This is a genomic window from Staphylococcus canis (assembly GCF_016238445.1).
In the GTDB taxonomy this organism is placed as follows: Bacteria; Bacillota; Bacilli; order Staphylococcales; family Staphylococcaceae; genus Staphylococcus; species Staphylococcus canis.
This window is the reverse complement of the sequence record NZ_JABANU010000026.1, coordinates 1-26,886: the sequence shown is the minus strand read 5'-3', so window position 1 is coordinate 26,886 and position 26,886 is coordinate 1. Positions and strand designations below refer to the sequence as shown.

The window sequence follows — 26,886 nt, the reverse complement described above, 5'->3', positions numbered from 1 at the left end:
TATATCAATTACTATAATAACGTAAGAAGAAAAGTAAATTTAAAAGGCAAGACTCCTGTTGAATACAGAAATCTTGCCTTAGGAAAATAGCTTAATCAAAAAGTTCAACTTTTTGGGTTCACTACAAACTCGCTATAAATTCAACCTTTTCTTTTTTGTTTGTTTTTCTTACGTTAATTTTAATTTTCATAGTTTACAAATAGATGAAGAAGAGTATACTCTAAATTTAAATGGAAAGATTGGCCTCTCGTTATTTAGCTGTTTCAAAAATTATCTCGCTTACGGTAACTTCTCAGTGAAGTTTTATCGAGAATTTAATGCTTTTAAAACTTCCTCTCTTCATTTATTATTCTCCCTTCTATTTAGTATACTTATATTATACTTTAGATTACTAATATAGCTAATATTTTTCATTATTTTTTAATTTTTATATAAAAAAATTCCGCTACTTTTTTGATGCGATAAAAAGTTAACCGTTTCTATAGTTAAACTCAATTATACTAGATATAAATTCTTACTCATTAAACGATTATAAAAAACAAGGTCAATATATAAGAAAAATTGTTTATTTGACACTTGCTAATTGAAAAATCTGTAATATCAATAAGTATATCATATTATGTACAGAGAGTGAGTGACTATTTAAATGCAAAAATATCAGTACTTCGAGCGTTTTAAGACGTTTCAAGAATATAAAAATTAGACTAGATCTTACTCTAGTCATTAATTTATTTAAAACGCTTAATAATATCTTCTACATCTTCATCTAAGAAAGTTCATTCAAATAAATCTGTGTTAGGTTTATAATAAGCAATTATCACTACATCATGTTTGATTTTAGGTCTTCTTAAACTAGATATACTTTTAATTCTTCATCGATTCTTTGAAGTGTTCAATTAACACTTGTAAGTTTTTATACTTTTCAACTTATTGTCTATTCTTGATGCTTCTCTATTTTTTTCAACTTTATTCATATTCTCTATTTCCTTTTGATAATCATTATAGTTTTTTTAAAGTTAAATTATTAATAAATCTTTCTCGCATGAGGCATTGCATCTATATTCCTATAACTTACACTGGCATCTTTATATATTTAATAGCTAGTTATATTCTTGTTTTGATTAAATCTTCAATACTATGGTATAAATTTTTGTAGCTAATCATACATTAAAATGAGACGATAAGTTTTATAATATGAAAATTAATATGGCTAAAATTAAAATACCTATAGTTAACGCGAAGGAAACCTTTTGTTTTGTTTCTCTTTTCATTTTTACCACTCCTTTATACAATGAGAGATGAGTACCTTTTTTAGGGGTCTAACCTTAGAACTTATCTCGAAGGAATTTGATAAGTAGAATTACAAAAGCCCCTACCTTCAAATAAAATATGACGTCTTTTTTCCTTTTATTTTGCCTCATTCCCTCATCTCTTAAATATATTACAAATGAACTATATAGCCAACCCTTTTCACTGACTTTTTATTTTTTGAAAAAAGACCACACCTTTGGAGTGTGGTAATTTTGGTTCAATAATTGTATAATTTTCTGCGGTGTCTAGTGTTAGATCGTCGATTTTATTTTTGCCGTTTTTTTAATCTTCTTATCTTAGCCCTACTTACTCCAGTTGTTTTTTTCAATATGATAATAGAAGCTTCAGAGCGTATATCCGTTGCCTTATTGAGAACAGCCATTTTAGTATTTTTAGAGATAAAACAAAACTTATCAACGACAGAAGACTGAGCTGTAAAATACACATTACAAGCTTTACAATAAGAACGTTGTTTTTTAAGTATAAGATAAGCAGGTAACTCAGATATGTGAGGGAGTGTAATCCTAGATTGCTTTTTACCTGCTTTAATAACTGTAAGGCTTAATCGACCTTAAAATTCAATTTTTCAACTCTTTCTTCAAATTGTATGTTTTCGTCTTTAATGTTAAGTGTTTTTAATATAAAATAATTCATGGACGCATGATCTCCTTTATTATGGTTTTGGCACTTTTAATAATAGAGGTCATTGCGTCTTTTTGCATCTAAAAAGTAAAAAATCGGACAAGCAACATTTATAAATTAAATGTCACCAGTCCGATTTATTATAGAACCAAAATAAAAAGCCCATAACCACATGGGTTACAGGCTAAATTACGGAGAGTGAGGGATTCGAACCCTCGAGACGCTTGTTGCGCCTACACACTTTCCAGGCGTGCTCCTTCGGCCAACTCGGACAACTCTCCATAATAAAAACAAAAAATCAGAAGCGATATTTCACTTCTGATTATATGACTCCTACGGGACTCGAACCCGTGTTACCGCCGTGAAAGGGCGGTGTCTTAACCGCTTGACCAAGGAGCCATGGCTCCACAGGTAGGATTCGAACCTACGACCGATCGGTTAACAGCCGATAGCTCTACCACTGAGCTACTGTGGAATAATTAAATGGAGCGGGTGATGGGAATCGAACCCACAACATCAGCTTGGAAGGCTGAGGTTTTGCCATTAAACTACACCCGCAAATGATATCGATAAGGGCGGTTGATGGGAATCGAACCCACGAATGTCGGAACCACAATCCGATGCGTTAACCACTTCGCCACAACCGCCGTGATATAGAAGTGGTTCAGGACGGAATCGAACCGCCGACACAAGGATTTTCAGTCCTTTGCTCTACCGACTGAGCTACTGAACCATAATAATGGCGGTCCCGACGGGAATCGAACCCGCGATCTCCTGCGTGACAGGCAGGCGTGTTAAACCGCTCCACTACGGGACCTAATAATTGCGGGAGGCGGATTTGAACCACCGACCTCCGGGTTATGAGCCCGACGAGCTACCGAACTGCTCTATCCCGCGATAATAATATTTCGAAATCACTTACTTATTTATCATATCAAATTGTTTGTTTCATGTCAACACATTTTTAAAATTATATTAAGATTTATAATTTTGTAAATTGAATTGACATGTTATACGTTTCCTTTAACTACCTTTTAAATGTGAATAGAACATTTAGATAAGCACTAATTTGTTAAGGAATCTTTAAGACTTTTTTAGTATATAGTTTATATATTCAAACGTCAATGGATTTCTTAAAAAAATAAGTGTAAATTTATTGCTTTAAAGTAATTAACTAAAATAAGAGCGTAAATATCGTATTTTTTGGTCGTTATCCCCTACTTCATAAATATACTCCCAAGATACTTATATCATAAGATCTTGAGAGTAATTTACGGAATCTTTAGCATGATTAGGAGAATACAACTAATATACTTAGATAGATTTTACTATCTACCAAACATTATATTTAGGTTCTCCTAAAAAATCAACTGGAAAGATATTATTTATTGGTATGATTGTCGTGATTAGTCAAATTGTTTTACTACTTTTTGTTTTAAAAATAAGAACGAGTCAAATCCGTCTTCTTCTGTAAAATGACCACCCTCATCAAATTCATAAAACTTTCCTTTTAAGTGTTCAGAAAGACGTTTAGTCTTTTCAAAAGGGACTGTTGGATCATCTTTTGCAGCAATAGCGAATACTTGACTTAAACGCTGTCTTAAACTGTTGTAATCCATATTCTCATCAATAAATTCATCTAACTTTGGTAAATCTTCTATTTTTTCATTAAATCCAGACACAATCGCCATTTTCCCCAAACTATCTTGAGGTAATTTCTCTAAAAACCTTAAAGTCGTAACTACACCTAAACTATGTGCAATGAATATGGTTTCATCATTTACGTCTAATATGTGACGTTCCATATAAGCTAACCAATCCTCAAGTACTGGTTCATCTGAATTAGGTAAATCTAAAACTTCAACATCATGTCCTTCTAGTTCTAGTGAAGACTTTAACCATTGAAACCAGTGACTTTGACTATCAGCTTGATATCCATGGATTATGTAAACATTTGTCATAGTAGAAAACCTCCTTTACGTTTAAGTTCATAACAGTATCATATCACAGATGCTCTATTTTGGAATGAATAAACCTTTTACTCAAACATTGATATTTGTTACCAATATTGACTAAAAGGTCTATATATTAATCTAATGAATTCGTTTCATCAACTGATGTACAGCTTTTTCAGCTTGCTTAATACAATCTGGTAATCCAACCGCTTCAAAAGGTGCACCAGTGATTTGAAGATGTTGATAGTTATCGAATATATGTTGTTGTATTGACTTTATATTATTAATGTGACCTACATGATATTGAGGGCTTGCTTGAATCATTTTATTAACTATTGTGAAGTCTGGTTCCCCATGGAATGTCATCATTTTTGCTAAATCTTGTTGAGCCATTTCTACTAATTCCGATTCTGAATGATTTTCAACGATTTGTTCTCCTGGCTTTCCAATATAAGCACGAATCAATGTCTTCCCTTTTGGCGTAGTATGCGGCCATTTTTTAGACGTCCATGTACATGCAGTAATATGCGCTTCACTTGTGCGTGAAACTACAAAACCTGTACCGTTATATTTATTTTCAATTTTAGAATCATCAAAAGCCATTGCAATCGTCGCAACAGATGATGCTTCTAGTTTATTGAAATAATCAAAAACTGGATCCTTTTTAAACCAATTACGAAAGACTTGATGCGGTGTTGTAATGATGACACCGTCAAAAAATTCTGTTTTATCGTCATTCAGTTTAAGATGATAACCTTGTTGGGTCGCTGTTAAATCTTGAACTGGTGTGTTATAACGGATTTCAACACCATGTTCAGTAATCCATTGCGAAAGTTTATCTATAAAATAATTTAAACCGTTCTTAAATTGCTTGAATTGTCCTTGAGCTCCTACACGGTTCTTACTTTCATCTTTTTGACGTTCTTTACGTACTTCCTTCATCCCTTTAATAATACTACCATGTTTTTCCTCCAAGGTTTTAAATTGAGGAAACGTACTCATTAAACTTAACTTATCGATATCTGTGCCGTAAATCCCACTTAATAAAGGTTCAATTAACTTTTCAAGAAGTTCATTCCCTAATCGTGAGCGAAAAAAATAGCCAATTGACATATCATCAGTCATAGGTAAAGGTTTCATATTTAAATCTTTAAGTACACGTAATTTCCCCTTTAAAGAGATTAGCGATGTAGTGACAAATGGTTTAATATCTGTAGGTACACCTAATATCGCCCCACCTGGAATTGGATACAATTGATTATTAGCATAGATAAAGGACTGACCCGTCTGGTTCGTCACAATTTCATCATTTGAAATACCAATATCATTCGCAACTTCTGTCATAATGGTTTTGCGTCCTAAATAAGATTCTGGACCTAGCTCAATAACATATCCGTCTTTTTTTAAGGTTTTGATTTTACCTCCTGGTCTATCTGTCGATTCATAAATAGTGACATCAATATTCGGATAATGTTTCTTAATAAAATAGGCACTGGATAAACCAGTAATACCAGCGCCTATAATTGCAACACTCGTCATGTTAATCACGCTTTCTTAAATATATTCGAGATTTCATCAACAATCGCCCCGATAAATAGTGGATGAGTATCTGGCATAGGTGGACGGTGATAATGCACATCGAGTTCATCACAAACCACTTTACATTCATAATCATTGTCATAGAGTACTTCCAAGTGCTCTGCTACAAATCCTACAGGTGTATATATAAAGTGTTTGTATTGATATTTATCATAAAGTGCTCGAGTTAAATCTTGAACGTCTGGTCCAAGCCAAGGTGTGCCTGTATTCCCTTCAGATTGCCAACCTACCGCTACATGTTGAATATGAGATCCTTTTTCAATCATATTTGCTGTTTCTTGAAGTGCATCTGGATAAGGATCTCCACTTTCTTTGATCATCTTTTCAGGTAAACTATGCGCAGAAACAATAAGTACTGTATCATTATGCGCTTCTTCTGGAATTTCAGCTAGCGTTTCATCAACACGTTGAGTCCAATAATCGATAAACTTTTGCTGTTTGTAGTATTCATTGACGTGATAAAGTTTTATACCAAATTCATCTGCTTTCGCTTTAGCACGCTTATTATAAGACCCTATTGAAAAATTAGAATAATGCGGTGCAAGCACTACCGTTACTGCCTCTTCTATACCATCTTGTTGCATATTTACTACCGCATCTTCAATAAATGGATGAATGTGTTTTAAACCAATGTATAGTTTGAATTCATAATCTTCATAAGTCTCATTCAACATATCACGAATCGCTTCTGCTTGACGTTCAGTAGTCCCTGCTAGAGGTGAAAGCCCTCCGATTGCTTCGTATCTTGAGATTAAATCATCTAACTCTTCTTGACTCGGTTTCCGACCACGACGAATATCTGTATAATACGGTTCAATATCACTTTTTTTGTATGGCGTTCCGTAAGCCATTACAAGTAAGCCGACTTGTTTTTTCATTGTATCACCTTTCAACTTAATTACTTGATTTATCTTTGTGTGTAATCATGCACAAACTGAGAAACACGTTTTAATGTTTCAGGATTTACTTCTGGAAATACACCATGCCCTAAATTAAAAATATGTCGTCCATGGTGATTACCTTGATTTAAAATCTCTTTAATATGCTTTTCAATCATTGGCCATGGGGCTAGTAATAAACTTGGATCTAAATTACCTTGGATTGTTTTTGTCACACCTTTTTCATGTGCTTCTTTTATAGACATTCTCCAATCAAGTCCTAAAACGTCAATTGGTAATGCATGCCAAGTTTCCATTAAATGACTGGCACCAACGCCAAATAAAATGACTGGCACATTCGTTTCTTTAATCCCAGAAATCAATTTTTCCATGCAAGGTTTAACATAATAATCATAATCAGGTTGATTTAAAGCGCCACCCCAAGAGTCAAAAATTTGAATTATTTGTGCCCCTGCTTCAACCTGTGCTTTAACATATGTAATGGACATATCAGCAAGCGTATCCATTAATTTGAACCAAGTTGCTTCATCACGATACATCATCGCTTTAGTTTGATGATAGTTCTTAGAAGGCCCACCTTCAATCATGTAACTTGCTAGTGTGAATGGTGCACCTGTAAACCCTATTAGTGGCACATTAAGCTTTTCTTGAGTCAATAACTGAATTGTATCTAAAACAAATGGAACATCGCGTTTAGGATCAATTGTCCCTAGCGCTTCAACGTCTGATAATTGTTGAATCGGATTTGAGATGACCGGACCGATTCCTGATTTAATTTCGACATCAACTCCGATTGCTTTGAGTGGTGTCATAATATCTTTATATAAAACAGCTGCATCTGTTTGATAATTTTGAACTGGTAATTCAGTAACATATGCACATAATTCAGGTTGGTGTGTAATATCAAAAAGAGAGTACTTTTCTTTAAGTTTGCGATATTCTGGTTGTGAGCGCCCAGCTTGTCTCATAAACCAAACAGGCGTATGTGATGTTTTTTCTCCTTTTATTGTTTTTAAAATAGTATCATTAAAGTTTTGTTTCATTTGTGCCTCCTTAAAGAATCATTCTATCCAAATATAACACAGTTTAACATTACGTCTCACAAAAATGGATTGTTGTCATTAAATTTTAAAACTTGCCTATTATATTCGCTTGGATTTAAAAAAGATAAAAGAGACATGAATTTATTTAAAAATTTAAAATTATTAAAAGTGGTGATTTTACTGTAGAGATACTATAATGTGACTAAAGGAGGCGGATTGCCATGAAGTTATACTCAACATACGGAACATATAATTATTTACAACAAATTCAATCTAATAATAAGGATCGTCATTTAATGATATTTTCTGGTGATGGCGAGTCGCTCTTAATTGAAGAAACTACTCAAGAGAGTGTTTTCCAACAACCGAACCGATTCAGAGTGATGTCTCGAAGCGGTGAGTTATCAGAAGAAGATTTTATTGCTATTGTTACAATTCCAACAACGGAAGATCATAAATATCAACTAGAGAAAAAACTCGATAACTATTTTCCAAATTTATCTGACTTTAAAGGATATCACAGTTACCGATTATTAAAATCAATGAAATCTAACATCTATAAAATTATATTTGGGTTCGATTCACGTTTAAATTATGAAGATTTTAAAAAATCATCTTCATTCCGTGAACATTTTTCAAAAGGCGCTGTGAGTGCTCTAGCAGGTGCATCATCAGTTCATTCTTCATATCTTGAAAAATACTATTACCCTATTACTGAAGAAGACACTAACAATCAATTTGAATCTTAATTTAAAAATTGGGACGCACTCAACTGGTCCATAGATGACTAATTAAGCGCGCCCCAAATTTATTTGAATGCATTTTATCTTTTAAAAATTATCCTCTTATTTAACTCGCTGTAATATTTTAAGATTATACGTATAAATTTAAACTAATGTAATGTTCTAAAATATTAATCTTTCAATAATGATTCCTGATATTTCAACTTTTTAATTGTACTGTTAACCGTCAGAAAACCGACAACGAAAAATAATACAATCACATAGAAATAGTGTAAGTTCATTAAAATATACACTACACTTAAGATTAAGCCTAGTAGTATCACTGTCATGTTTAAAAACTTACGGTAGCCTTCTATGACTTTAATTTCAGCAACAGGCCATACTTGTGGCCATAAATTATATGCTTCCTGAGTATAAAACTGAGACATTTGTAGCACCACGATATACATCGTTAATGCACCAATTATCGCACTTACAATAGGTTGATTTAACCATACCATCAGAATTAAGGCGCCTATTAATAGTCTCAATACAATATTAAATGCATCTTTGCCACGTAAGAAATTACGTGTAAACAAATATGGATACATATGATCCGCATCAAATTGTTTCGGTCTTCTTAAAAACACATCTAGATACTTACGTCTAACTGCTGGCGCTTTTATACCTTTTACATCTGTAAACATATTTACAAATTTATAATAATTCATGCGATGTCTTTTGGCTTCTTCACTCATAAATATCCAAGGAAATTGCTTTTGCACGTTAAGTTGTTTCAATAAAAGAATTAATGCCATTACACCTATGATGCTTCCAAATCCAAAATAACTTAAAGCATCTAAAATTACGTAATAACCGGATAAATTAATAATAAATAAAACAACATTACATGACCAATTTTCAAGACCAAACAAATACCATTGCCATCTCAGTATCAGCCCAAAGTACGGGAAAATCAATGCTAATACAACAACTACTAAAAAATACGGAAGTTGATTTGGGTGAAGTGTATTATACAATGGAAAGATAATGACTAATACTAAAATTTGAATAGGTAATCGAGATATATAGCTATATTGAATACTATGCTTCATATAATGTGTCATTTCTTTTTCAAATGGTAATAAGAACAATTGATCTGCTTCCTCTATTAATGTTTTTAAAGGAAAGATTGAAACAATAGCTAATAGAATTGAGATAATCAGTGTATAATTAATACCCATTGGAATATGTTTGAGCCATTGACCATATCCTAAAATAAATGCACCTAATAAAATCATTAAAAAAATAGCAAAGTGTCCGTTAAAAATAAATTTATAATAATAATTTTTCTCTTTACGTAATGCTTTTAACCGTTTTTGAAATAATTGTTTTGAACTCATCATGATTGCTTACGTCCAGTCACTTTAATGTAAATATCATCTAATGTACTATTAGGCATATTGGTTTGTTCACGTAATGACTCTAAATCTCCAAAAGCAACAATTTGCCCTTGATCTAAAATGATAAATCGATCACAGTAACGTTCTGCTGTTGCAAGAATATGAGTACTCATCAATACTGTTTTATTTTCATGTTTTTTAGATTCCATCAAATCTAACATAGACTGAATCCCTAAAGGGTCTAGTCCTAAAAAAGGTTCGTCTATGATATACAAATCGGGTTCGACAATGAAGGCGCAAATAATCATAACTTTTTGTTTCATTCCTTTAGAGAAGTGACTCGGAAATACATTCAGTTGGTCATCTAGTCTAAAAGTTTCAAGTAGTGGTTTGGCACGCGACATTGCAGTTTGATATTCAATGCCATAAGCCATGGCTGTCATTTCAATATGTTCTTTTAATGTCAGTGTTTCGTAGATGACTGGAGATTCAGGAATATATGCTAAATGTTTTCGATAACGATCAATATCATCATTAATGTTAATACCTGATATTGTCATTTCACCATCCATTGGAGTAAGTAATCCTAGGATGTGCTTTATCGTTGTACTTTTACCTGCACCATTTAATCCAATTAAACCCACAATTTCCCCAGCTTTAAGTTCAAAATTTAAATCTTTAATTACGGGTTTTTTTCCATATCCCCCGGTTAAGTGTTTTACTGATACAGTCAAATGTGACACCTCCGCTTCAATTCATTCATACAAATACTAAAACTACTCACTGCTTAGATAAATTCATAGGTTTCTCCGATAAAAGACTTAGTAAAGAAAAGTTCTTGTTGTCTTGTTGTCCTGTTGTATATAATGTGAATTGATGTACTTATAGTCATTCAATAAAGTCCTTCTCTGCCTTATTAATAATTGTTTCTTAAATTTGAATATACTTCTTTATGATACCAGTTGATATTCCACTTATTCAAAAGACAACAACTTTGGACTTAAACATCACTTTCCAAAAACTTGTTTTATACAAAGAAAGTCATGTTTAATTATACACGAATAAAGCTTTTAAAGGTGTTGAAACATTTGATTGTCAACGTATTGAGTTGTCTCTTGAATGACGCTTCAACATTATTTTATTTAATAAAAGTAATATGTTGTGATTTTGAAATACTGGTAAAAATATCTTAAGATTAAATAACGTTTTCGCAATCAAACACCTGTTTACGAAACTTCATACCTAAAACTAGAAGTAAAAAAGAAGAAAATACTACATGATTTTTTGTTTCTAATTCTTATATAGTAATTCATTTTTAACATAGAGTGATTATATCATGAGCCAAAATAAAATTGAAATATGCCTTAATTATCGCTTTCCAAGTTAACAATAGTAACCTTTATATCAAATCTCATTCACTTTCTACCTACAAAGGATGGATAATGAAAGTCTAAGTTTATTAAAAAACTTACTCATGAACTTCAATTATTTTTAATGCTCGTTATAAGACGTGCTATAATAGAGACAAATTGTATGGGAGGTCAAGTTCATGAGCAAAACTATTTTTTCTAAAATTATCGATGGTGAAATTCCAAGTTTTAAAGTGTATGAGAATGAATATGTATATGCATTTTTAGACATCTCACAAGTGTCTAAAGGACATACATTACTCATCCCCAAAAAAGCTTCACCAAATATCTATGAAACTGATGCTGAAACTATGCGACATATTGGAGAGGCATTACCTATTGTTGCAAACGCAATTAAAAAAGCATTTAATCCAGATGGTTTAAACATCATCCAGAACAACGGAGAATATGCGTCGCAATCAGTCTTTCATATACATTTTCACTTGATTCCGCGTTATGAAAATGATATTGATGGATTTGGCTATCAATGGCAAACGCACGAAGACGAAATTGACGATGCAAAAAAAGAAGCTATTGCTAAAAACATCGCCCAATATATACAATAAATATATCGCATAAAATTATCATAAAATGGGTATATACAACAAAAACATGTTTGAGGAGGAAAATTATGAAAGCCCTACAAGTTTCTTTAGGTGTTATCGCAGGGGTTGCTACTGGATTAGGTGTAGCTTTAATAAAAAGAGACGATAGCGTCCGTATTTCAAACCCAAGACCTGAACGTCCAAAAACTGAACTAGAACACGAAATAGACAATATAAAACAAAATATCAGTGATATTAAAAATTATGCAATTCAAGCTAAAAATGAAGGTCAATCTTTCGGAACTTCAATTGGTGATGAAGTTAAGGCAATGATTGGTGAATTTAAAGCTGACATTGATCCTAACATTCAACGTCTCCAAGGTCATATTGAAAATTTACAAAATCGCGGAGAAGAAATGACAAACTTCCCTTCTAAAAAGTAATTGTTAACTCAGGATTGGGACATGATGATTCAAGCCTAAACTTAATCGCTGTCCCAATTTTATTTCTTTTAACACTTATTGAGAATACTTTTTTACAATTATTGATACATGTAATTGGTTCTCCACAATTTGCTTCAAAATTACATCTGTAGTTACAATTAATCACTCTCTATTTCTAAACAATGAACCCTATGAATGACTGAAATCATTGCCCTTTTTAACTTGAACTTTAATTTTTAATTAAGGAGGTCTCGGATAAATGGATAGAAAAGAACGTATTGAAAGTATGCTATTCACTCATAAAATTGCAATACTGTCTAAGATTATTTGGAAAAATGCTGAAAACGACTGGCAACGTTGGTTGAAAAAATCAGGGATTACAATAAATGAATATGTAATTCTGATGACGATATATGCACATGACCGCGTCAAAATCACCGATATTTCAAAGCAAGGTGTGATGCATGTTTCAACTGCCTTTAATTTTGCAAAACGTCTTGAACAACAAGGACTTTTAATTTTTGAAAAAGACACAACAGATAAACGAAATACCTTTTTAATTTTAACTCAAAAAGGCAAGTCTTTTGTTGAACAAGTTTTTGATCAATATGATGTGTCTCAAAATTCAATTTATGAAGCAGCAAAATCGTTTGAAGATGAAATGTTCCATCTACCAAGCTTTAGTGATGTTCATTATTTAGTTTCAAAACTATATGGACGTTACTTTATTAACGATTTACATGAAAGTCATAAAAACATAAAGAAAAATTTACTTGACGATTTATAACTTCAGGTACATAATACGGTATATTATGTTAGTGGTTAAAGGAGTATATGTATGCTAAATTGTTTACGTTCAATCGATATTCACTCTAGATTTGGTTTGCCACGTATAGCTTTTATTAGCTTTGTAACGGTTATTATTACTTTTTTTATAAGCTTTGAACTATTTCATTTTAGTTCTAATATACCGTTTACAGACAAACATTTTTTAATGTTTGTCGGTTTAATTGTATTATTGTACCCATTGCATAAAGCGATTCACGTTTTAATGGTATTGCCATTTTACAAACATATTAGAATGACTAAACTGATTAAAAATAAATGGTTCCCATTATATAATATTTTTCTTGATAAACCCGTTCATAAATATTATTTCTGTACGTGTCTTATTATGCCACTCATAATCATAACTACATTATGTATTTATCTTGCATATTTAAATCCGGCATATGGCCATTATTTTATGTTTTTATTATCTCTAAATATTGGCTATTCAGTTATGGATTTACTTTACTTGAAAGTTATTTTGTTTTCAGGTCAAGGTAAATATGTTGAAGAACATATAAATGGTTTCGTACTTTTAGAGAAGAATCACATGAATCAATTATATTAGTTGGATACGAATAAAAGAGAAACAAATGTGTAATTTGCATTTGTTTCTCTTTTTTTGTAATTATTTAATAATAGATATTATCATAACTCCTTCTAACACATAAACTGAATTCTCATCATTTAGACTGATATTTACAGTTCTTGATTGGTGTTCATGTACCATTATGTTATATTATTTGTGTTACTTTTTAATAAAGGAGACGTCCCAATGAATAAAGGTATAAAAAAATTGTTACTTCCTGTAACTGCGAGCGCAATTTTACTTGGTGCTTGTGGCAATAATACACCCACTTCTGAAGATGAAACGTTAATCTCATCCAAAGCAGGTAATGTTAAAGTGGAAGATGTAATGAAAGAAATCGGTAATGAACAAATTGCAAGTAACTCTTTCAAAATTTTATTAACTAAAATTTTAGAAGATAAATACGGTGACAAAGTAGATGATAAGAAAATCGATCAGGAAGTAGATAAAGAAATTGAAAAATACGGTGGTAAAGATCAATTTAATGACTTGTTAAAACAACAAGGGCTCTCAATGGATGAATATAAGAACGAACTTAAAACTGTAGAATATCAAAAAGAATTATTAAATGAAAAAGTAGATATTTCTGACGATGAAATTAAACAAAATACGAAAAAGGCTTCTCATATTTTGATCAAAGTGAAAGCCGATAAAAATGATAAAGAAGGATTATCTGATAAGGAAGCTAAACAAAAAATTGATGAGATTAAAAAACAACTCGATCAAGATCCTAGTCAATTTGACGCTTTAGCTAAAAAAGAGTCTATGGATTCAAGTAAATCACAAAATGGTAGCCTAGGATACGTTGTTAAAGGACAAATGGTTGAACCATTTGAAAAAGCGCTTTTTAAATTAAAAGATGGTGAAATCTCAAACGTTGTTAAAACAGACTACGGTTATCATATTATCAGAGCGGATAAACCTACTGACTTTAAAGAGAAAAAATCACAATTAAAAGAGAAAATCATCCAAAATAAATTGCAGGAAAAACCTGAAATTTTAACAAATGCATACAAGGATTTACTCGATGAATACAAAGTCGACTACAAAAACAGTGATATTAAAAAAGCAATTGAGGATAATATTTTAAATCCTGAAGCACTTAAAAACCAAGCTTCTCAAGGACAAGATGGCGGATTGAGTATGGCGCAATAATAGCCATGTATTTGAAAAAGAGATTAGGCATTGATGAAATGTCCTAATCTCTTTTTGATGATTAAGTCTTAATCTAATTTTTCAGGTCTATAAAAGCTTCGTCGATCTAATCCTAGAATACGATCTGTAAACGTTCCTTTCGGCGTAGTTTTAAACGCTTTTTCAAACATATTCATACGTGCATCTATATTATCGATAAAATGCAGAATTTCAGCCTCTTTAATTAGTGGAAGTTTAGGAGAACCATATTCTAATTTTCCATGATGGGCTAAGATTAAATGTCTGAGTAACATGACCTCTTCCCCTTCAATTCCAAGTTCTTTAGCTGTTTCTGCAACCTCATCACTCGCAATTGAAATGTGACCTAACAAGTTACCTTCAACAGTATAACTTGTAGCAATTGGTCCTGATAATTCTTTAACTTTACCTATATCATGTAAGATAATACCACTATATAATAAACTTCGATTTAGCATTGGATAAATATCACATAATGCACGAGCTACTTGAAGCATTGTTAATACATGATAGCCTAACCCACCAACAAAATCATGGTGGTGTGAACTTGCCGCTGGAAAACTAAAGTATTCTTTTTCATATCGATTTAGTAAACTTCTAACGATTCTTTGTAAATTCGCGTTCTCAATTTCGAATAAATATTCTTGCATGGCATGTTTCATTTCTTCGGGTGACATATGAGCAGAATCGACAAAATCTTTAGCTTTTAATTGGTCATCTTCATTCGCAATACGATACTGATTCATTTTAAGCTGTTTATTACCTCGATAATTAATGATATCCCCTTTTACATGGATAATCATTTCAGGTTTAATTGTAACTAGATCTTCTTTTGTAGGTGTCCAAAATTTAGTATCTAATATACCACTTTTATCTTGTAGTTTGATGTTCATATAATCTTTGCCTTGAGCAGTTACACCTTGTGTTGCACTTCGTACTAAAAAAAAGTGATCAACAGTATCTCCAGCTTTGAAGTTTTCAATATTTCTCATGATTCATGCACCTTTCTCAAAAACTATTTCTCTATTTTACTTAATGTAACCAATTGTTTTGCGGATACAATATTGTCACGATTACAAGTGAAATATAAAACTTGATCATCGTCTGACATAGCACGTAAGTATTTTAGCATTTTAGTTTTACGTTTTGTATCAAAGTGAACGAACGCGTCGTCTATGATGATAGGTAACGCATAATAAGGTTTTAAAATTTTGATTAAGCTCAATCTTAAAGCAATATATAATAGCTCCTTTGTAGATTGACTTAGCTCTATAGGATGGTACATTTGACCATTTTTATGTCTTACCATAAGTTGGTGATTAATGAATGTCACTTGTTCATATTGACCTTCAGTTAATTCTTGATAAATGACAGTTGCTTCTTCAACGACTTGTGGTAATCGCTTATCTTTTATTTGTTTGATATGTTCGTCAACAAGTGCCTCCAAATAGCTCAATGCCGCCCAATCTTTGGCAATGTCATTTAATTGGCGTCGTTTTAACTGATAACGGTGCTGAAGTTGTCTTAATGTATCGTCTGATTCCATATGATTGATTTGAGCAGTTAATTCACTAACCTCAGCTTGTAATTCTAGAAATTGATCGTTATACGTATCAATTTGTTGTGATAATTTCTCAAATTCTGTTTCTAATTGGGCAGTGGTTTTTGAACTTAAGTGTGAACTTTTTTCATATCCAAAATCTTGATTTTCTAGATATTTCGTTAAATCGTTAAACCTTGATAATCTAGATTGATACGTTTGATAACGTTCGTAATGATTATAATAACTCTCTTCATCGATTGCACCGACTGTACTGAATAATTCTTTAATCATTGTATTGACTTCATTTAAACGTATGTCTAACTGCTTCATTTCATTTTGTAATAAGTCGATTTGTGCAGTATTGTTTTCAAATTGTGATTTTTCAGAAGCCACGCGTTTTAACCATGTATTCATGTCATGAAAAAGCGTATCTATTTGAAATAATCCAATAATTCGATGCATTTCTTTTTCAGCTTCTTCATAAAACACATTAAGTTGTGATGATATCATATGTTCTTTTTGCTTTAATTGATTGATGTACGAAGCGTTTTCTTGAATTTGTTGCGCTATACGATACGCGTTAACTAATAAATCATTCGATAAGCTTTGTGAGACATGTAAGTTTGACTTAATATCATTGATCTGTTGATGAGATTGCTTTAATTCACTTTCAACTTGCTTCAATTGTTGAATCGCATTTTGATGTTTTAATTCTAAGACGTTTAGACTTTGCTTACGTTCACTCACTCGATTACGTAATTGTAATTGATCATTTAAATTAAAATCTAAGTGATAATTTTCCTCAAGCTGTTTGACATGTTTTTCTAATGCGTCAATTTCATCTTCTAAACGTTGATTATAGTTTCTTTCTTTTTGTCTTGTTAGAAAAATAGCACCTATAAATATAATAGCTAATACCGCAAAAATAATACTGAATATCAAATTATTTGTTAAAAATGCGAAAATGGCACTTCCTATTGATAAAAGAGACACGAGGATAAGTATAATACGTAAAGTCACTTTTCTACGTTTTTTGTCATCCGCTTCTTTTTCAAACATTTCCTTCATGTTAGAGAATACTTGTCGTTTTTCATTTAACTCTAACATTTGTTTTTCGTGAACTTGTTTTTGTTCAAAATCTTGTTCTGATACGAGACGCTCTTCTAATTGATTCAATTCCTTTTGATAACTGTTTGTTTCAATATCATACTCTTCTACCTTTTGTTTAAGTCGTTGATACTTCGATGTTTGGTCTTTTAGCACATTCAACGAGCGACTTACATGACTCACTTGAACCTCTGAGGTATCAACATCATCATAAAGTGATTCCCATCCTACTTTTTGAAGCAAATTATCTAAATCATGTTGATGTTGATCAATGTCACGACGTATATGTTTTAAATTTAGAGTGTCCTCTTTAATCTTCTCTTCTTGTTTATAAAGTTCTTCTATTTTTTTAAAATCTTTCTGACTCGGTATTTCAAATTTTTGATTTTCTTGCTCAAGTTGATTGATTTTTTCTTCTTTTAGACCAAGATCTTTTTGAAGTTGCGAATGTTGTAACTTGGCCGCTTCATAACGATCGATTCCATGATGTGGAAATGTAATTGGTTCAATATTAAGATCGCTTTCCAGTCCTTTCCATTCCTGAGCTTGTTCATGTAAAGCCAATTCTTTTTGCTTTAAACTGTGAAATTGATTTAAATGGTTGAGATTTTCATTCACTGTATCTAAACGATTTTGAGTCTTATCTCTTGTTTCCAACACACGTTGGTATGTCTCTAGTTCAGATGATTTATCGCGTATTTGTAGTTCAATTTCTTTTAATTCATCTACTCTTCTATTAATTTCAGATGTTTGATTATTCTGTTGATATAAGTCTTGTTTTTTGCTCTGAATGAAATCACGCATTCCGATAAACTCAGTAGATCCTAGCGCCCCTGCTTGCATCAGAAAGTTTTGTAGTTGTTGTTCAGTTAAATGTTTATGAATGTTTTGCAATCCTAATACATTAAATGAAAATATTGCTTGATATGTTTGTTTATCAATATAATTTAAATGTTCTTTGAGCCATGCCTCATCTTTGACCGAACCATTAGGTAATATCACTTTAACATCGCCTTCAGGTGATCCTTTTACCCTCTCTACAATTACTTCACTTTCATCATCCATAATTAGTGTGACACGACCACCGTAATGATTGCCTAACCTAGGCTCTAAACGCGGCTCGTGTTCATCTTGTGTCGGAAAACCGAATAAAATCGAATGAATAAAAGCTTGTAATGTAGATTTACCTGCCTCATTTTCCCCATATATTTCAGTAAAAAATGAGTTAAATTCTACTTTTCTTTCGACAAACTGACCATATCCATAGATTTCTACTGATTTTATTTTCATGATCTATGGTCCTCCTTTAGTTCATCTTTTATCATTGCTTCAGCACGTTCAATTAGCACTTGGCGATTGAATGTACCGTAATTATCAAGATATTTGGAAGCCTTTGGATGTGTATATAATTGATCCAAAGCTTTGTCAAATACTACATTATCTTCTAACAATGACAGTGGAAACTCTTTTGAGATTGAACTTGTTTCAAGGTCTAAGTATTTGATATTCATTTCGTCTATAACTACAAAATGGTGTTCATTCTCTTCATAGTCCAAAATCATCGCTTGAACTTGCTGTAACGCTTCAGTTTCAAAACGTGTGTCTCCACTCACTTCAATATTGAGTCGATAAATTGCACGACCTAAATGACGCACCCTTTTTTTAAATGCTTGAATTTCTTCGTATAAATGTTGCATGTTCGTTTCATCAACTTGAATCGTTGCTTCGTCAAATCGTACAAAGTGTGTAGGTATAAATTGGGTTTGAAATGAGACATGATCACCTTCAACCAACAAACAACCTTTTTCGCCTTGTTCATTAAAATGACGACCTTGAATATTTCCAGGATAATGAATTTCAGGTAAATCACTCAATTGTTGACGTTCATGAATATGGCCTAAAGCCCAATAGTGATATAGTTTAGAATTAAGATCTTCAATTCTAAATTCTGTAAAACGATTCTTAGTGTGTGAGTGATGATAAGTTCCATGTAACAGTCCAATATGTATCACATTACGGTCTTCATTAGTTGGATATTCATCAATTTTGTTTTCATAACTTTCTCTATTAAGATAACTAAAGCCATGAAAATGAATCGTTTCACCATTTTTCGTTATAGCTTGATATGTTTCAACTTGATCAGAAAAAACAGTTACATTTTCCGGTAATTTCGTCGTAATACGCTCAACCAATGGATCATGATTACCGAAAACGATGTATACAAATATTTGTTCGCTTCGAAGGCGCTCCATTTGGGCTTTAAAGAAAATCTCTGCTCTCAATGTATGGTTATGGGCGTCAAATATATCTCCAGAAATGAGTAAAAAATCAACCTCTTGACGTAATGCTAAGTCAATAATATTTTTAAAACTTTCATAAGCACTGTTTTCCATATCCTTTAAAATCACAGGACTTGAATAGTGCTTGGCAGAAAATGGACTATCCAAATGTAAATCTGCACAATGTATAAACTTAACCATTCAATTAATCTCCTTTAAGTTTTAAAGTTGAGGTATTATAAATTAAAAAACCTAGCAAAATTTTATTTTTCATAAACCCCAATCCCTATGTATGCTCTTATTTTATCATAATTTAGTATTATTGCGGGGACTAAACTGAAAGACAATAAATAAAGGCTAAGGTCATTTGTACCTTAGCCTTTAACTTACCATTGATAATTAGTCAGCGTAGATTTCATCTAATGGTTTAACAATAATTTGGTTGATTTCTTGGAATACTTGGCTCATTTTTTGTTCAGCAGCCATTAATTCAGAAATGTTTTCATCTTTTTCGATTTGTTGCGCTTGTTCTTGCGCTTTTTTAAGATCTTCTTCACCAATTTCTTCGCCTTGCATTTGTTTTTGTTGGAAGTTTAATTGTGTTTCACGGAAATCATCAAATAATTTTTTTGATTCTTCATTTGATTTTACCTTTTCATAAGCATTTTTAATTGCTTGATATTCATCACTTTCACGCAATGCTTGTTCTAATTTGTTTGCATGATCATATAAATTTACAGCCATTGTTATATCGCTCCTTATGTTTGAAAATATGTGTTTGAAATAGGGCATTATCGCCCAATATCTTTCCTTGCTTACAATACCACATTTTTTCTCGTTATACAAAGATTGCAAATAGGCCTTGGAACAATCCAACTATACCCCCTAATAGAAAACCTAACAGCATGATTAATTTTAACTCTTTATTCGCAATCTCAAATATTAAACGTTCAATATAATCTAATTCAAAGCGATTAATTTGTTCTTCAATTAATCCTCGGATATTCACTTGTTTTAAAATAGATGATAAACGTTTTGCTAATATCTCTATAGCTAAATCACTTAGTCGTTGTATCCCTTTAGAGTCAAGCGCCTCAAATAAGCTTGGAAATGTGTGTTTTAGCGGTTGATGTGCACGCATAGATAAATTAATTTGCGCTAAGGTATGCGTAGTAATCTGTTGCTTAACTTCATTAAATTGAGATTCATTTAAAATCTCTTCTAATGGCATCTTTTTAAGCGCTTCATATTCTTTCTCAATTTGACTTTTTAAGATGTTTTGCGCTTTTGGCTGTTCAGTTAAACGTAATAACTCCGTTTGGATACGTTCTGCAATTGTTTCTTTAGTCATAAACATTTGCAACATGCCTACAATTTTTCCTTTTTCTATAAAAAATGATTCTAGCATATCCAAAATATCCGTATATCCTTTTTCAGAATTCAAATATGCTTTCGCTCGAGACAATAAAATATCACTTAAACCATCAATTTTTCGATCCATTTGTTGAATCACTGAGTTTGGAATCACTTCTTTAATTTTATGATGTTGATGTTCTTTATACTTATCAGTTAATTTTTGATTTAACAGTTTGGTTACCCATGACTCCCCTTTTGATACAACATCTATATCAAATCGCTCAAAAAGCGTTTGAACAGTTACATCCTCTCTTTCTAAATGGTGCACTTGACGTTCTATAACTTGATTCATAACCTCTTGCATGTTTTTGGAATGTATTTTTTCTCGAATTAAAGATTCAGTAAGTAAATGATCTTCAATAACTTGGCCTATTTTTACAGCTATTTCTTCTCGACGTTTTGGGATTAATCCAGGTGTAAATGGTACTCTTTTTCCAAATAAATAATAGGGTTTAAATGGATGAAATAACATTTTAACTGCAATCATATTCGTTACTCCTCCAATTAATGCACCTATGATAATCATAACGATTATCGTTATAAGTGGTGACATGTCTAACCTCCTTGTATATTAAGTACTAGAATAATAGCACTATATATCAATAAATTCGAATAAAAATAGCGAGACGTAAATCTAACACATACTTAGATTTCATGGTCTCGCTTCTCTAGTTCGCTTATTTAACTTTATCCTAATCGTTTTATATTTTCAATTATTTATTATGCACGCAATAATTCATCTTTCACGTGGCGTTGGAAATAAGTTTCTGCTTCTCTTAATTTCGGTGTACCGAATACAGGTTGTTTGTTTTCATCTAATACACGGTATAATTCACTAATTTTATTCGCTTGTAAAATAAAACCGCCTTTAGTATCTAACGTTTCCCAATAAATATCGCTCACTGTTGAATGTTTTGGATAAGCAGCTTGATTACGCGAAACGACCTGAACAATTTCTAAAGGATCGCATCCAAATGTACTATTTAACACTTCAGAATCTCTAAATAGTGCGCATATAGAAACACATGTTGTCCAATTTGGTAATACACGTTCTTTTTCAATTTGAACTAATGTCTTCTTTGAAAGTCCAATTGTAAGTGCCATAGTATCTTGCGTGTATCCAGCCTCAATACGCACCATTTTAAACTTTGTTTGAATTAATTCAGTAAAACTTTGTTTATCCATTTATCTTAACTACCTTTCTTAGTAAATTTTCTCCGCACACAAGATATTGCAAATATACACAATTCTTGAAACACAAATTACATAATAATACAAAATTAACGAAATGAAAAGAGTCATTTTAGTGAATCATTTACTCAGAAAAAAAGCCATAATAGTCTTAAAACTCTAACTTCATATGGCATAAAACTACGAAATAATTTTCATATTCATTTATATTATGTTAGTAACAACATTATAAGTATCCTCTATTCGGTAAAAGTTAACTTATATATCAATCTTTATTTCAATTTGGTATACTTAAATATAACGCATACTACTTTAACTAGAGAATGTTTATTAAGTTCAAAGGAAGTTTAGCTATGATTATAATCTGGATAATAGGTCTCATAATTGCCTTCTTAATTGTTGTAGGTGTTTTTAAGCGATCACACTGGATGTTTAATGTACTTGCAGCGCTTTTTACCTTTTTACTACTCATTACCGACATTTTACTGTATGGATGGCACAATGAATCTATAAAAATTAGTATTCTATGTTTAATTGTAATCACATTTGAATTCGCACATGTTCGTATTAAAATGTTGAAAACAAATAAGCATAGACAGTAAGAGCTTTAGAGGCTAGAAGTCACACATTATGTTTTCATAATTCAACTTAACAACTTTACTCAATTATTCTAGCCTCCATTTACTCGTCTTTATCATTTCTAGAAATTTCGTATCGATGTATGGTCCGTTCAAAAGCAATATCAGGATTTTCAGTTTCCATTTGTTTTAACCATTCATCGTAAGCACCTTCATAAAGTTTTTCCCCGTTATTAATAAAAATTATATTCGTTAGGTCTATTGGTAAATCTTGTAACTGATGGGTAGAAATCAAGACAGTTTTACTTTTACATAATTCTAACAAGCGACTTAAAATCATTTTTCTTGCGCGTGGGTCGATACTACTTGTAGGCTCATCTAAAATATATAACTTTCTATCTAAAGCAGCAAATAACAGGATATAAAACCAACGTCTCTCCCCTATAGACATTTTACCTGAAGTCATATTTAGTAAATGGTGATACTTTTCTTTCACAGATTTAGAATCATTTATAAATGTTGTGATGTTATTATCAAAAGACGCTACTTCATGTTTAGAAGCCATTCCTTTAACGAGCTTTTGAATATCAGCACCTGTTGTATGCGGTGATAACATCATATTCTGAGTAAGATAAACCATTTCGTTAGTTTTTGGCAATTGATTATGATGTTTTGCTTCAAGAATGTCAGTCATACAATCCATAATCGTGGTTTTACCTGAACCATTTTCCCCTAAAAGTACGTTGAGTTTTCCAGTCTTTAATTGAAAATTAATATGATGAAGTGTATATGTTTGACATTTCTTACTATATTTAAAAGATAAGTTGTTCACTGAATACATGACAATCACCTACGTCCGACTTGATTTAGAATTTATATCAATTTTGACTAAACTCATTATTCCAATAATGATATAAATGATATACACTGCAATGATTGATACATCATTTATGCTAAAATTAGATAATCCTAGTGCTAATTTTCTAAAGAAATATACAGGATTCAACCATTCCAATCCTAAAAAACGATTATTAGTACTCCCTGCAATAAAGAACATAATAATAGCTAATATACTCGTGATAGTTGTTAAAGATTCTGACTTAACAGGTAGAAAAGCAATGAATAAAAATGCTGGTGCTAGTGGTATGATGATAATCCCATATAGTAATAATTGTAGTAATAATTTAAAAGATAATATATCCAAATATGTACCCAGGACTATAGCAAGCAGAGCAATCGTCGTCACCCCTACTACAATTTGAGATAAGATTATCGCAATCAAAAAAGGTAATTTCTTACCGGATAGGCTATAAAATGATTTCAATAATCCATGTTGGCGTATCGTCGCAAATTGTGTCCCAATCCCGTTAATATAAATCATGACAATGGCAAACGCCCAAAACATAAAAATATAACTTTGTTTATCTGTTAAACTCATGTGATGAACATTCTGACTAAATACCCCCATTAATGCCAACACTAATGGAAATAGTACATTCCACATTAGTGTAATTTTATCTTTCATTAACATTTTCATATAATACGTAAAAAATGCTATAGTCTGTCTCATGACTTATCACCGCGTTAATCAATTTATATTTATTTGTAACTATCATATCGTTTTTTCTGATAATTCAAATTATTTATAATTAACTTAAATTAGACGTCATTCTTAACATGAAGTAAAAATGAGTTAAGAATGAACGTCTAAATTTTATTATTTTATATAATGGTCAGTAAACAGTATATTAGTGTAAATCATGAGAAACTTGATCTATTTTTTTCCCTTCTCGTTCTGATAAAATAAATGCACAAGCTGCATCTCCTGTAATATTCACTGCTGTACGTGTCATATCCAGTAATCGATCAATACCAAGGATGATACCAATTGCAGCAGGATTTAATCCAACAGCAGTAAGTACCATTGCGAGCATAATTAATCCGACACCAGGTACACCAGCTGTTCCAATAGAAGCAATAACTGCGATAACCACAACGGTAACAAGTTGTAAAATAGATAAATTTTCACCCATTAACTGTGCAATGAAGATTGTTGCGACACCTTGCATAATTGCAGTACCATCCATATTAATCGTTGCTCCTAAAGGTTGTACAAATGATGAAATCTCTGGTTTAACCCCCATGTTTCGTGTACACTGCATTGATACTGGTAAAGCGGCGTTAGAACTTGAACCACCAAAACCAACCGTAATAGCAGGTAAAAATCCTTTGAAAAAGGCGATTGGACTACGTTTTGTTAATAATTTAATTGCTCCACCATATACTAAGAAAAAGTGTAAAAATAAAGCGGCAAGTACTACAATAAAATATAATCCGAGTTGTCTAATCGCTCCAAACCCTGCTCCTGTAAATGCATGTGCTACTAAACCAAACGTACCGATTGGTGCAAACACACGCATGACCATGGATATGATATACATTAATACCTCATTTAATTGTTCAAAAAAACGATGTACAATTTCTGCTTTTTGACGCATCATCATAATACCTATACCAATAAATATTGCAAACGTGATGACTTGCAACATATTACCTTCTGACATGGCTTGAATCGGATTTTGAGGGAAGAAATTAATTAATGTTTGGTCAAATGTTTGATTCATTGGAGAATCATCTGCACTTTTTTGACTTGCAAGTTCCTTTTGATAAGCTACAACTTCGTCACTCTTTAATAAATCTGAATGCCCTTCTCCTGGCTTAACAATTAAAGCGAGACACATAGCTAGTGTTATGGCTAAAGCAGTTGTTGTTAAAAAGAAAATAATGGTTTTTAAACCTATACCACCAAGTAATTTGGGATCTCCTATACCAATAACTCCAAGTACAATTGATACAAATACTACAGGAACTACTAACATAAAGATTAAATTCAAGAAAATTTCACCAATAACATTAAATATGTATTGATCAATAAATGTAACAAATGCAGTATTTTCATAGAAATTAAATATCGATCCAATTGTTATTCCAACTACTAAAGCTATTATAATTTTGATTGTTAATCCTTTAAATTTCAATGGTATCACCCTCTCTTATTGCTTCTTTAATTATAATCTGAAAATTTAAAAAATGGAAACATTTTTTTAAAAGTAGATTTCTTTTTGAGTTCGTAGGATAATAGTACAGTCAGTAAGATAATGAATTTAAGTTGAGGTGGCATGCTTTGCAGTTACACTATAAAATTTCACAAGCTAAAAAAGGTGCAACAATTAGCATTGTGACTTACACAGTTTTGACATTACTTAAAGTTTTTTATGGCTGGGTTTCGAACAGTAGAGGATTAATGGCCGATGGTATTAATAATGCTACAGATGTAATTAGTTCTGTAGCCATTTTAATAGCACTTCAGATTTCGATGAAGCCCGTTGATAATAACCACCCTTATGGGCACTATCGTTCAGAATTTATTGCATCACTAATTGCATCATTCATCATGTTTGCAGTCAGCGTTCAAGTTATTATTACAGGTATTCAACATTTTTATAGAGGAGACTTTCATAGTCCAAGTATGTCATCTGTGATTGTAGGCCTTATATCTAGTCTAATTATGTTTATTGTATTTTTATATAACCGACGTTTAGCACGTAAAGTTAAAAGTAGTGCCTTAAAAGCAGCAAGTTATGATAACTTATCTGACGCTTTAGTTTCAGTGGGGACTGTGATTGGTGTTATTGGTGTTTATATTGGTATTCCTATGCTTGATACTATTGCAGCTATTATTATCGGCCTACTCATTATGAAAACAAGTATTGATATTTTTAAGGAAACGGCTGTAACCCTTACTGATGGCTATGATGAAGATGAACTCGACTATATTAAGCAAATCTTACAGAATATTGATAGCATTAAAGAAATTCGTGATATTAAAGCTAGAAGTCATGGTGTTTTATCTTTCATAGATGTCACAATTGCTGTAGATCCAAATCTCAATGTTATTGAGAGTCACGAAATTTCAGATAACATAGAAACAGCATTACAAGATCACCTAGGCGAAGTGGAAACAATTGTTCATATCGAACCTTATATATAATATAAAAAAGCTAAGCGTGTAGCAAAATATCTAGGTTCTATAATAAATCGGACTGGTGGCATTTAAATTATAAATGTTGCTTGTCCGATTTTTTACTTTTTAGATGCAAAAAGACGCAATGACCTCTATTATTAAAAGTGCCAAAACCATAATAAAGGAG

General features: G+C 31.8%; 24 protein-coding genes and 8 tRNA genes. 9 read left to right on the top strand and 23 right to left on the bottom strand.

The genetic code is table 11. The features are described 5' to 3' along the window. Nucleotides 1–3: 3 nt before the first annotated feature. Nucleotides 4–90, top strand: coding sequence for an IS3 family transposase (locus HHH54_RS11555; protein WP_432813794.1), 87 nt, complete (start codon nucleotides 4–6; stop codon nucleotides 88–90). A 2,055-nt stretch (nucleotides 91–2,145) separates the two neighbouring features. On the opposite strand, the gene HHH54_RS09365 is transcribed toward HHH54_RS11555, so the two are convergent. The 12 genes from HHH54_RS09365 to hemE form a co-directional block, all read right to left on the bottom strand. Next, a tRNA-Ser gene (locus tag HHH54_RS09365) sits at nucleotides 2,146–2,234 on the bottom strand. Between the two features lie 46 nt (nucleotides 2,235–2,280). Beyond that, nucleotides 2,281–2,352 (bottom strand) — tRNA-Glu (locus tag HHH54_RS09360). Nucleotide 2,353: 1 nt separating this feature from the next. After that, nucleotides 2,354–2,428, bottom strand: a tRNA-Asn gene (locus tag HHH54_RS09355). Between the two features lie 9 nt (nucleotides 2,429–2,437). Next, nucleotides 2,438–2,511: transfer RNA gene (locus HHH54_RS09350), tRNA-Gly, on the bottom strand. Nucleotides 2,512–2,527: 16 nt separating this feature from the next. Continuing rightward, a tRNA-His gene (locus HHH54_RS09345) sits at nucleotides 2,528–2,600 on the bottom strand. Nucleotides 2,601–2,613: 13 nt separating this feature from the next. After that, nucleotides 2,614–2,686, bottom strand: a tRNA-Phe gene (locus HHH54_RS09340). Nucleotides 2,687–2,693: 7 nt separating this feature from the next. Further along, a tRNA-Asp gene (locus HHH54_RS09335) sits at nucleotides 2,694–2,770 on the bottom strand. Nucleotides 2,771–2,776: 6 nt separating this feature from the next. Then, a tRNA-Met gene (locus tag HHH54_RS09330) sits at nucleotides 2,777–2,850 on the bottom strand. A 509-nt stretch (nucleotides 2,851–3,359) separates the two neighbouring features. Next, the gene (locus HHH54_RS09325; protein ID WP_198618573.1) at nucleotides 3,360–3,914 is read right to left on the bottom strand and encodes an RBBP9/YdeN family alpha/beta hydrolase; all 555 of its coding nucleotides are present in this window, start codon (nucleotides 3,912–3,914) and stop codon (nucleotides 3,360–3,362) included. Nucleotides 3,915–4,046: 132 nt separating this feature from the next. Further along, nucleotides 4,047–5,447, bottom strand: coding sequence for a protoporphyrinogen oxidase (gene hemY, locus HHH54_RS09320; protein WP_198618572.1), 1,401 nt, complete (start codon nucleotides 5,445–5,447; stop codon nucleotides 4,047–4,049). Between the two features lie 5 nt (nucleotides 5,448–5,452). Continuing rightward, nucleotides 5,453–6,385, bottom strand: coding sequence for a ferrochelatase (gene hemH / locus HHH54_RS09315; RefSeq protein ID WP_198618571.1), 933 nt, complete (start codon nucleotides 6,383–6,385; stop codon nucleotides 5,453–5,455). 29 nt (nucleotides 6,386–6,414) lie between these two features. After that, nucleotides 6,415–7,449, bottom strand: coding sequence for a uroporphyrinogen decarboxylase (gene hemE, locus HHH54_RS09310; RefSeq protein ID WP_198618570.1), 1,035 nt, complete (start codon nucleotides 7,447–7,449; stop codon nucleotides 6,415–6,417). Nucleotides 7,450–7,670: 221 nt separating this feature from the next. On the opposite strand from hemE, the gene HHH54_RS09305 reads away from it, so the two are divergent. Then, nucleotides 7,671–8,198 carry an antibiotic biosynthesis monooxygenase family protein gene (locus tag HHH54_RS09305; RefSeq protein WP_198618569.1) on the top strand — a complete coding sequence of 176 codons (528 nt, stop codon included), beginning with the start codon at nucleotides 7,671–7,673 and terminating at the stop codon, nucleotides 8,196–8,198. A gap of 164 nt (nucleotides 8,199–8,362) precedes the next feature. On the opposite strand, the gene ecsB is transcribed toward HHH54_RS09305, so the two are convergent. After that, nucleotides 8,363–9,577, bottom strand: a complete 1,215-nt coding sequence (gene ecsB / locus HHH54_RS09300) for an ABC transporter permease EcsB (protein WP_198618568.1) — start codon at nucleotides 9,575–9,577, stop codon at nucleotides 8,363–8,365. Next, nucleotides 9,574–10,308, bottom strand: a complete 735-nt coding sequence (gene ecsA, locus HHH54_RS09295) for an ABC transporter ATP-binding protein EcsA (protein WP_198618567.1) — start codon at nucleotides 10,306–10,308, stop codon at nucleotides 9,574–9,576. Before ecsA ends, ecsB begins: the two co-directional genes overlap by 4 nt. Nucleotides 10,309–11,123: 815 nt before the next feature. Here ecsA and HHH54_RS09290 point away from each other — a divergent pair. The 5 genes from HHH54_RS09290 (at nucleotide 11,124) to HHH54_RS09270 (ending at nucleotide 14,543) form a co-directional block, all read left to right on the top strand. Beyond that, a complete protein-coding gene (locus HHH54_RS09290; protein WP_198618566.1) occupies nucleotides 11,124–11,549 on the top strand; it encodes an HIT family protein in 426 nt (141 codons plus the stop codon). Between the two features lie 65 nt (nucleotides 11,550–11,614). Continuing rightward, nucleotides 11,615–11,971, top strand: coding sequence for a YtxH domain-containing protein (locus tag HHH54_RS09285; RefSeq protein WP_198618565.1), 357 nt, complete (start codon nucleotides 11,615–11,617; stop codon nucleotides 11,969–11,971). A 259-nt stretch (nucleotides 11,972–12,230) separates the two neighbouring features. Continuing rightward, on the top strand, nucleotides 12,231–12,758 hold the full coding sequence (locus HHH54_RS09280; protein ID WP_198618564.1) for an HTH-type transcriptional regulator Hpr: 528 nt from the start codon (nucleotides 12,231–12,233) through the stop codon (nucleotides 12,756–12,758). Nucleotides 12,759–12,809: 51 nt separating this feature from the next. Further along, nucleotides 12,810–13,367: a DUF3267 domain-containing protein gene (locus tag HHH54_RS09275; RefSeq protein ID WP_198618563.1), complete on the top strand. Its 558-nt coding sequence runs from the start codon at nucleotides 12,810–12,812 to the stop codon at nucleotides 13,365–13,367. 207 nt (nucleotides 13,368–13,574) lie between these two features. Next, nucleotides 13,575–14,543, top strand: a complete 969-nt coding sequence (locus HHH54_RS09270; protein ID WP_198618562.1) for a foldase protein PrsA — start codon at nucleotides 13,575–13,577, stop codon at nucleotides 14,541–14,543. A 68-nt stretch (nucleotides 14,544–14,611) separates the two neighbouring features. On the opposite strand, the gene yhaM is transcribed toward HHH54_RS09270, so the two are convergent. The 6 genes from yhaM to xdrA all read right to left on the bottom strand — a co-directional run bounded on the left by yhaM (nucleotide 14,612) and on the right by xdrA (nucleotide 22,091). Continuing rightward, complete coding sequence (gene yhaM, locus HHH54_RS09265) at nucleotides 14,612–15,553, bottom strand: 3'-5' exoribonuclease YhaM (RefSeq protein WP_198618561.1); 942 nt, start codon at nucleotides 15,551–15,553, stop codon at nucleotides 14,612–14,614. Nucleotides 15,554–15,576: 23 nt separating this feature from the next. Then, the gene (locus tag HHH54_RS09260) at nucleotides 15,577–18,501 is read right to left on the bottom strand and encodes an ATP-binding protein (protein ID WP_198618560.1); all 2,925 of its coding nucleotides are present in this window, start codon (nucleotides 18,499–18,501) and stop codon (nucleotides 15,577–15,579) included. Then, nucleotides 18,498–19,691, bottom strand: a complete 1,194-nt coding sequence (locus tag HHH54_RS09255; RefSeq protein WP_198618559.1) for a metallophosphoesterase family protein — start codon at nucleotides 19,689–19,691, stop codon at nucleotides 18,498–18,500. Before HHH54_RS09255 ends, HHH54_RS09260 begins: the two co-directional genes overlap by 4 nt. Nucleotides 19,692–19,889: 198 nt before the next feature. Next, nucleotides 19,890–20,234 carry a YlbF/YmcA family competence regulator gene (locus HHH54_RS09250; RefSeq protein WP_198618558.1) on the bottom strand — a complete coding sequence of 115 codons (345 nt, stop codon included), beginning with the start codon at nucleotides 20,232–20,234 and terminating at the stop codon, nucleotides 19,890–19,892. Nucleotides 20,235–20,328: 94 nt separating this feature from the next. Then, nucleotides 20,329–21,459: a DUF445 domain-containing protein gene (locus HHH54_RS09245; RefSeq protein WP_198618557.1), complete on the bottom strand. Its 1,131-nt coding sequence runs from the start codon at nucleotides 21,457–21,459 to the stop codon at nucleotides 20,329–20,331. Nucleotides 21,460–21,626: 167 nt separating this feature from the next. Then, nucleotides 21,627–22,091, bottom strand: a complete 465-nt coding sequence (xdrA, locus tag HHH54_RS09240; protein ID WP_198618556.1) for an XRE family transcriptional regulator XdrA — start codon at nucleotides 22,089–22,091, stop codon at nucleotides 21,627–21,629. 359 nt (nucleotides 22,092–22,450) lie between these two features. On the opposite strand from xdrA, the gene HHH54_RS09235 reads away from it, so the two are divergent. Further along, the gene (locus tag HHH54_RS09235) at nucleotides 22,451–22,699 is read left to right on the top strand and encodes a hypothetical protein (RefSeq protein ID WP_198618555.1); all 249 of its coding nucleotides are present in this window, start codon (nucleotides 22,451–22,453) and stop codon (nucleotides 22,697–22,699) included. A 79-nt stretch (nucleotides 22,700–22,778) separates the two neighbouring features. On the opposite strand, the gene HHH54_RS09230 is transcribed toward HHH54_RS09235, so the two are convergent. The 3 genes from HHH54_RS09230 to HHH54_RS09220 form a co-directional block, all read right to left on the bottom strand. Next, nucleotides 22,779–23,516 (bottom strand): AAA family ATPase, encoded by a 738-nt coding sequence (locus HHH54_RS09230; RefSeq protein ID WP_198618554.1) that lies wholly within the window; start codon nucleotides 23,514–23,516, stop codon nucleotides 22,779–22,781. A gap of 9 nt (nucleotides 23,517–23,525) precedes the next feature. Further along, nucleotides 23,526–24,245 carry a hypothetical protein gene (locus HHH54_RS09225; RefSeq protein WP_198618553.1) on the bottom strand — a complete coding sequence of 240 codons (720 nt, stop codon included), beginning with the start codon at nucleotides 24,243–24,245 and terminating at the stop codon, nucleotides 23,526–23,528. Between the two features lie 178 nt (nucleotides 24,246–24,423). Further along, a complete protein-coding gene (locus HHH54_RS09220; RefSeq protein ID WP_198618552.1) occupies nucleotides 24,424–25,713 on the bottom strand; it encodes a dicarboxylate/amino acid:cation symporter in 1,290 nt (429 codons plus the stop codon). 146 nt (nucleotides 25,714–25,859) lie between these two features. Between HHH54_RS09220 and HHH54_RS09215 the strand changes: the two genes are divergently transcribed. Next, nucleotides 25,860–26,726 carry a cation diffusion facilitator family transporter gene (locus HHH54_RS09215; protein WP_198618551.1) on the top strand — a complete coding sequence of 289 codons (867 nt, stop codon included), beginning with the start codon at nucleotides 25,860–25,862 and terminating at the stop codon, nucleotides 26,724–26,726. The last annotated feature ends 160 nt before the right edge of the window (nucleotides 26,727–26,886 follow it).